Below are 7101 nucleotides of genomic sequence, written 5' to 3' on the forward strand. Positions count from 1 at the left end.
ACTTCGTGATTTGTGCTGCGCTATTGGGCGGCCGGCGCAAGTTCGGCGTGGAATTCCTCACGATAGGGCCGTGCCGTCGCCGGCAACTCGCGTTTCAGGAAATAGTCCTCATTGCGCAGCTGGCGCAGGAATGCCGGGAGCATCTCGCGATAACCGGACCAGATCGACGGGTTCGCAGTTGGCAGATCGTGCTTGATCATTGCGTGCAGGCGCGGCAGCGCGTGATAGGGCACCATCGGAAACATGTGATGCTCGACGTGGTAGTTCATGTTCCAGTAAATAAAGCGGCTGACGGGGTTCATGTGAACCGTGCGACTGTTCAGCCGATGGTCGATGACGTTGTCCGCAAGACCGCCATGTTGCAGCAGACCGGTCAGCACGTGGTGCCATGCGCCATAGAGCCGCGGTAGACCGATCAGCACCAGCGGCAGGATGGTCCCCATCGCAATCGCAGCGGCGATCGTGACGACATAGATAGCAAGCCAGATACGGGCGACGAGGATCGCGCGCGGCTGCTCCATCTCAGGGATGAAGGTCTTCTCTTCGGCACTGATGACACCGAAGGCATTGCGCAGCATGTCGACCATCGCGTGCCAGACATCGAGAACGCCGAAGAAGTTCAGGATCAGTCGCAGCAGATCCGGCGGGCGCATCACGGCAATCTCGCGATCCCGGCCGACGATCACCGTGTCGGTGTGATGACGCGTATGGCTCCAGCGCCAGGTGACTGGATTACGCATGATCATGAAGCTGGCGATCTGGTAGACGGCGCCGTTCATCCAGCGCGTCTTGAAGGCCGTGCCGTGACCGCACTCATGCCAACGGCTATCGGATGCCGAACCGTAAAGCACCCCATAGGCAAGAAGGAAGGGCACACAGAGCCAGGAGCCCCAGAAGTAGACGCCAAGCCCGGCAAGGACGATCATTGCGCCGAGCCAGATGATCGTATCGCGAACGGCCGGCGCATCGGAACGTTGCATCAGCGCCTTCATCTCTTTGCGCGGGACCTCCGTGTAATACCACTCCGCCGCCGCCAGCCCCGTGTCGACGGCCGTCCGGCCGCTTTCGCCGAGCAGGCTGTAGTCTCGCTTCTTCGTATGATCCGCCATCGCAACCTCTCGCATGCCATCCCTCTCGGCCTGTCCAGTCGAGAATATGTTGACTTTCATCAAGCGACAATGCAGCCTTGATGTAATCTATCAAAACCCATCATTGCGGCCACATCACAATGATTGATTCTTGCAAGGGCGAAATGGTGAAGCGACCAACGATACAGGATCTGGCGAATGCTTCCGGCGTTAGCGTTGCAACGGTCGATCGCGTTCTGAACGGACGTCATCGCGTGCGCGAGGAGACGGCCAGGCGCGTCTATAACGCGGCCGCCTCGATCGGCTATCATGCGGTCGGCCTGCTCAGGCAGAGAGTATTTCAAGATCTCCCGCATTACCGGCTGGGCTTTCTTCTGCAGCGTCCGACGCAGTCGTTCTATCAAACGCTTGCCCGCGAAATCGAGCAGGCGGCTAACTCCAACACATCATCTCGCCTCACCGCCCAGATCGAATATGCGACCGCGTCTACTCCTGCAGCGATCATTGAAAAGTTGAAGCTGCTTGCCAGCCGCAATCAGGCGATTGCATTGGTCGGTCCGGACTATCCTGCCGTCACGGCCGAGGTTGAAGACCTGAAAGCCAGGGGCATCGCCGCCTTTTCCATCCTGTCCGATCTCGCCAGTGGCGTCCGCCAGGGCTACGTCGGGTTGAACAATCGAAAGGTCGGCCGCACGGCCGCGTGGATGATCGCGAAGGCCTCCAAGAGACCGGGCAAGGTCGCCTGCTTTGTCGGCAGCCATCGCTATCACGGGCATGAACTGCGCGAGATCGGCTTTCGCTCGTATTTTCGCGAGAATGCGCCAGATTTCGAGGTTCTCGAAACACTGATAAACCTCGAGACCCCGGAGATCACGCACGAGGCCACCATCAACCTGCTCAAGCAGCATCCCGACCTCGTCGGCTTCTATGTCTGCGGCGGCGGCATGGAAGGTGCGATCTCCGCTGTCCGCGAAGAAGGCCTCGCAGGCAAGCTTGCCGTGGTCGTCAATGAACTGACACCGGACTCGCGCGCAGCACTCGCCGACGATGTGGTGACCATGGCGATCGCAACACCCGTCAAGAGCCTCTGCAACGAGTTGATTGCCCTGATGACCGCATCCATAGGGTCAGAAAGCGACGCCGTCCCGGGGCAGTCGTTCCTGCCTTTCGACATCTACACCTCAGAGAACATCTAACGGCTCCCGACGACCTTCTAGCATCAGGCGAGCGGCCTGTTGCCACCGGTTCAGGCCCGTGTCAGTTTTGTAACACACTAACCTGCCTGCTGCGGTGAACGTAGAGTCCCGAACCGCTGCGAAGACCTGAACCTGCAGGCATCGAAGCGGTCGCATAAATTGAAAAAGCAATCCATATACCGCCCCAGCATCGGTAGTGTTTCGCTATCGGCAATCACCGGTCTCTATCTGGTCCTGTTCCTGAATCGGACGTTCTAGGGCAAGGTTCACGCCAATCTCGCCGCGGCGCCGATAGCGGTTGCCGCCCTCTACCTCGCAATCTCCGTTCTGTTCATCGCGTTCGTCACGGCTTTCTCGGCAAAGTACGTTATCAAGCCGGTGCTGATTTTCCTAGTTCTTGCGGCTTCGCTTGCTGCCTGGTTCACGGATTCCTTTGGCGTCCTTGTCGATCCCGACATGATTAGAAACGCCATGGAGACGACGCCTGCCGAGGCCAACCACCTGATCACACCCGGCTTTTTTCTGCACATCGTATTGTTTTCGGCCATCCCGACGGCACTGATCTTATGGGTCAGGGTCGTCCATCGTCCCATCCTGAAAAAGCTCTTGTGGAACAGCGTGACGATCATCGGCTGTCTGTTGATATTTGGTGCTGTCGCAGGCGCCTATTCCAAGGACTATGCCGCAGCAATCCGCCAGCACCGCGATATAGTGAAGAGCCTGAACCCGGTTACGCCAATCGTCAGCGCCACACGATATTTCGTTCAGGCGGGCAAGGAAGCCAGATCCGTCGTCAGGCCCGTTGGTACCGACGCCAAGGTCGTTCCGGTCATGTCCTTGAACAAACCACGGGTCACGATCATCGTTGCCGGCGAAACGGCGCGGGCGATGAATTTCTCGCTTGGCGACTACGGTCGCAATACCAACCCGGAGCTTCAAAAGCGGAACGTTCTCTATTTCCCGCATACGACGAGTTGCGGCACGGCGACTGCCACATCGATACCCTGCATGTTCTCGCCCTTCACGCGCGCCAGCTACACACACGCCAAGGGGTCGCAGAACGAGGGCTTGATGGATGTGCTCGCCCATGCGGGCATCGATGTGACCTGGTTTGACAACAATACCGGAAGCAAGGGCGCCGCGGCGCGGATCCCCTACGTGGACCTGGCAAATTCAACCGACCCGCGCTTCTGCCGGAACGGCGAGTGCCAGGACGGAATTTTTCTCGACAGGCTCGACGATTGGTTGAACGGCGTGAGCAAGGATAGCGTCCTTGTACTCCATCAGATCGGCAGTCACGGCCCCGCTTATCATCTACGCTATCCCAAGGAGTTCCGAAAATTCACTCCTGAGTGCGAGACAGCGGAGCTTTCCAATTGCAAGGACAACGAGATCGTCAACGCGTACGACAACTCGATCCTCTATACTGACCACTTCCTTTCCACGGTCATCGATAGGCTCAAGGCACGTAGCGACAAGATCGCGGCCGGACTGATCTATATGTCAGACCACGGCGAATCGCTCGGCGAGAAGGGCCTTTATCTTCATGGCGCTCCATATTTCCTCGCCCCCGAGGAGCAGAAGCACGTGCCCTTCCTCCTCTGGCTGGATCCGGATTTCACCGCGTCGATGGCTCTCGATAAGGCGTGCCTTGCCCAGTCGACGAACGATCCGACATCCCACGACAACCTGTTCCACAGCGTACTGGGAATGATGAACGTGGTGACATCCGTCTATGAACCGAAGCTCGATGTTTTCGCCGGCTGCAAACGGGCCGGACCTCCTGGCCCCTAGGAGCGCGCCGCCCAGGAAAGGCCGCGGCGAAGAATGAGGCGCATGTAGGGGTGATCGAACTCGCTCGCGACGTGACCGAGAGCGCAGTAGAAGACACGCCCCTGCCCGAATTGGCGCTTGAAGGCGACCGGCATTGTGACGTTGCGGGCAGCCGCATCATACTCTCCGGAAAAACTCGTCGTCGCCAGGATTTCGACGGAAGGATCATAGTGGAGGTAGTATTGCTCGGACCGATAGTCGAAGTCGGGAATCGCCTCCATTACAGGATCGTCCTGGCGGGTGACCTTGACACGGAAATCGATGATATTGCCGGGATGGGCGACCCACGTGACCCCGCAGACATATCGGAAGGGTGCACTCTCCTTGAACGAGGTCGCAAGCGCGCCATGATGCCCACCGAGGCCGAGACCGCCACGCACTGCCGACACCAACGCATCCGCGTGCGCCTTCTCGATTTTCTCACCGGTTATGACAGGCACAAGCAGATCCGCGTTGGCGATCACAGCTGAGCCGAAGATGCCAAGATCGCCAGTCACCTCGACGGCAAAATCATCCTCTCGCAACAACTCCGCAACGCGGTGAGCACACTCCTCGGGTTCGTGGCCGATCCAGCCGCCCCAGACGATGATCGCTTTGCGCATTAGCGCCTCCCTTGCCGCACACACTGGGCCGCCGAGACAGCCAACTCTCCTTACGACAAGACCGACGCCACATACCAGCGCAAGCCTTTGCCAATCACATTTTCTGTCGGCGATCGGAAGGCGGAACTTTTCCGACCTACAAGGCGTTCGACGGAAAGAGCGGAGTGCTTGCCATGCGCGTGAAATTGACGTTGCTTGTATTCGCATATCTCATCGTCAGCGGCTTGTTACTTGCAACCGCCTTTAAATCGACGGGGCCGATCACCACGCCAAAGACGGACAGGATCGCAGCCTTCCAAATGGAACGCTTTGCCGGCTGAGGGATAATTACGCCACTTCAATATCATTGCGCACGGGTCTCGTCCCCGCGATAGCCTGCGCGACGGCGGTTGCACGCTCGATCTCGGCTGGCGTGGCAACCATGCCCGTCAGCACGATGGTATGATCTTCGAGCGTGACCTTCACGTCCGCAGCATCGATCCCACCAGCCACAGCCAGAGCATTCGCCACGGCCTCCTCAAGCGCGGCGTCCTTGTCAGCGCCGGTCTCGGGCTCGAAAGGTTCGCCGTAGAACGTCGGTTGCTTGAAAACCATTTGCCTTCCTCCTGTCTCAACTGCAAAACGCGGCGATTGGCCGATTGGTTTCGCGCCGCACTCCGAGGCATCCCCGACATCCGATGCAGGGGCGACCGCGCTGGCGGATCGCTGGATTTCTGCTGCGGCGCACACTTGCCGCTCATTTCAATCCCCTGTACAGGCAGAGCCAATGCAAGAGTTTTGGCGAAATCACCGATGATGGCAGGCGAAAGGGCGCCCAGGCGCCTCAGCATTTTTGGCTCAACCGGCTCGATCGGACAAAACACGCTCGACGTTGTCGACCAACTGGGCGGGCGGGACCGCTACGAGATCGCTGTAGTCACCGGCAATGAGAACGTCCAGCTTCTGGCGCAGCAGGCGAAGTCTGCCGGCGCCAAGCTTGCGGTCACGGCTAGCGACGGCAAGTATCACTCGCTGAAGGAAGAACTGTCTGGCAGCGGCATCGCGGTCGCCGCCGGCGTATCGGGCCTAGCGGAAGCAGCTGACCTCGATGCGGATTGGGTGATGGCCGCCATCGTTGGTACCGCCGGACTGGCGCCGACGCTGGCCGCTGCCCGCAAGGGCGCCACGATCGCGCTTGCCAACAAGGAATGTCTGGTTTCCGCCGGCGATCTCTTCATCGATGCCGTGGCAAAGGGCGGTGGGCGGCTGATCCCGGTCGACAGCGAACATAGCGCGATCTTTCAATCTCTTGACGAAGATCAGCGGCACGCTGTCGAACGGATCATTCTGACGGCTTCGGGTGGCCCATTCCGCACTTGGTCGCGTGCCGACATGGCGAACGTGACCGCGGCGACGGCGCGTGCACATCCCAACTGGTCGATGGGGTTGAAGATCTCGGTCGGGAGTGCCTCGATGTTCAACAAGGCGCTGGAGATGATTGAGGCGAAGCACCTCTTCAATGTTCGCCCGGACCAGATCGAAGTGATCGTGCATCCGCAATCGATCATTCACTCCATGGTCGGCTACACGGATGGATCGATCATCGCCCAGCTCGGCAGCCCCGACATGCGGACGGCGATCGGCTACGCGCTCGACTATCCGCGCCGGACGAAGCTGAACGTCGAGCGGCTGGATTTCGCCAAGCTCTCGCGCCTCGACTTCGAGGCGCCGGATGAAGCGCGTTTCCCGGCGCTGAGACTGGCGCGCACCGCGCTGGAACGGGGCGGCCTGCAGGGCGCCATCATGAATGCGGCCGAGGAAGTTGCGTTTCACGCCTTCGTCGAAGAACGGATCGGCTTCCTGGCCATGGCAGACATTGCCGAAGCGATCATGGATAAGATGATTGCAACTGGCGAAGCGAAGACGATGGACGACGTCTTTGCTGCCGATGCGGAGGCCCGCAGGCTCGCTGCCGAACTGGTAACCGTCAACGAAAAGGCCGCCTAACGGCGGCCCCTCGCTTTTCCCGGATAACGGCTCTTTAGGCCACGTGCCGCGCGAGCGCGCAGCGCGACCAGAGCGAATGTAGGGCGTCGACGAGATGCTCGATGTCGGCATCGCTGTGCAGCGGCGTCGGGGTGATGCGCAGCCGCTCGGTCTTCTTCGGCACCGTCGGGTAGTTGATCGGCTGCACGTAGACACCGCAATGGTCGATGAGCAGATCGGAGATCCACTTGCACTTGGCGGCATCGCCGACCATGACCGGGACAATATGGCTCGGGTTCGGCATATGCGGAATGCCGCGCTGATCGAGCAGCGCCCTCAGCTTGCGGACACGATCCTGATGCCGCGCCCGCTCGAACGGGCTGACCTTCAGATGCTGGATCGAGGCAACCGCACCGG

7 protein-coding genes and 1 pseudogene are annotated in these 7101 nt (G+C 59.8%); 4 read left to right on the forward strand and 4 right to left on the reverse strand.

The window, feature by feature from the left end; all coding sequences use genetic code 11:
- Positions 1 to 20 precede the first annotated feature (20 nt).
- Positions 21 to 1109, reverse strand: a complete 1089-nt coding sequence (locus ATY79_RS16730; protein ID WP_088704464.1) for a fatty acid desaturase family protein — start codon at positions 1107 to 1109, stop codon at positions 21 to 23.
- A gap of 143 nt (positions 1110 to 1252) precedes the next feature.
- On the opposite strand from ATY79_RS16730, the gene ATY79_RS16735 reads away from it, so the two are divergent.
- Entirely contained in the window at positions 1253 to 2284 is a 1032-nt protein-coding gene (locus ATY79_RS16735; RefSeq protein WP_088693478.1) for a LacI family DNA-binding transcriptional regulator, read from the forward strand.
- Positions 2285 to 2443: 159 nt separating this feature from the next.
- Positions 2444 to 4078 (forward strand): annotated as a pseudogene (locus ATY79_RS16740) (phosphoethanolamine--lipid A transferase).
- On the opposite strand, the gene ATY79_RS16745 reads toward ATY79_RS16740, so the two are convergent.
- Positions 4075 to 4719: a ThuA domain-containing protein gene (locus ATY79_RS16745; protein WP_088693409.1), complete on the reverse strand. Its 645-nt coding sequence runs from the start codon at positions 4717 to 4719 to the stop codon at positions 4075 to 4077. The pseudogene ATY79_RS16740 and the gene ATY79_RS16745 overlap by 4 nt on opposite strands.
- A 164-nt stretch (positions 4720 to 4883) precedes the next feature.
- Here ATY79_RS16745 and ATY79_RS30900 point away from each other — a divergent pair, with 164 nt between their 5' ends.
- Positions 4884 to 5039 carry a hypothetical protein gene (locus ATY79_RS30900; RefSeq protein ID WP_189637181.1) on the forward strand — a complete coding sequence of 52 codons (156 nt, stop codon included), beginning with the start codon at positions 4884 to 4886 and terminating at the stop codon, positions 5037 to 5039.
- A 7-nt stretch (positions 5040 to 5046) separates the two neighbouring features.
- Here ATY79_RS30900 and ATY79_RS16750 read toward each other — a convergent pair whose 3' ends face one another.
- Positions 5047 to 5313, reverse strand: coding sequence for a BON domain-containing protein (locus ATY79_RS16750; protein ID WP_088693408.1), 267 nt, complete (start codon positions 5311 to 5313; stop codon positions 5047 to 5049).
- A 198-nt stretch (positions 5314 to 5511) separates the two neighbouring features.
- On the opposite strand from ATY79_RS16750, the gene dxr reads away from it, so the two are divergent.
- Complete coding sequence (gene dxr / locus ATY79_RS16755) at positions 5512 to 6705, forward strand: 1-deoxy-D-xylulose-5-phosphate reductoisomerase (protein WP_088693407.1); 1194 nt, start codon at positions 5512 to 5514, stop codon at positions 6703 to 6705.
- A gap of 34 nt (positions 6706 to 6739) precedes the next feature.
- On the opposite strand, the gene ATY79_RS16760 is transcribed toward dxr, so the two are convergent.
- A partial coding sequence (locus ATY79_RS16760) for an aminotransferase class I/II-fold pyridoxal phosphate-dependent enzyme (protein WP_141105735.1) occupies positions 6740 to 7101 on the reverse strand: 362 nt, incomplete at its 5' end.

Origin of the sequence: Rhizobium sp. R693 (genome assembly GCF_002211315.1) — a bacterium.
Classification (GTDB): Bacteria; Pseudomonadota; Alphaproteobacteria; order Rhizobiales; family Rhizobiaceae; genus Rhizobium.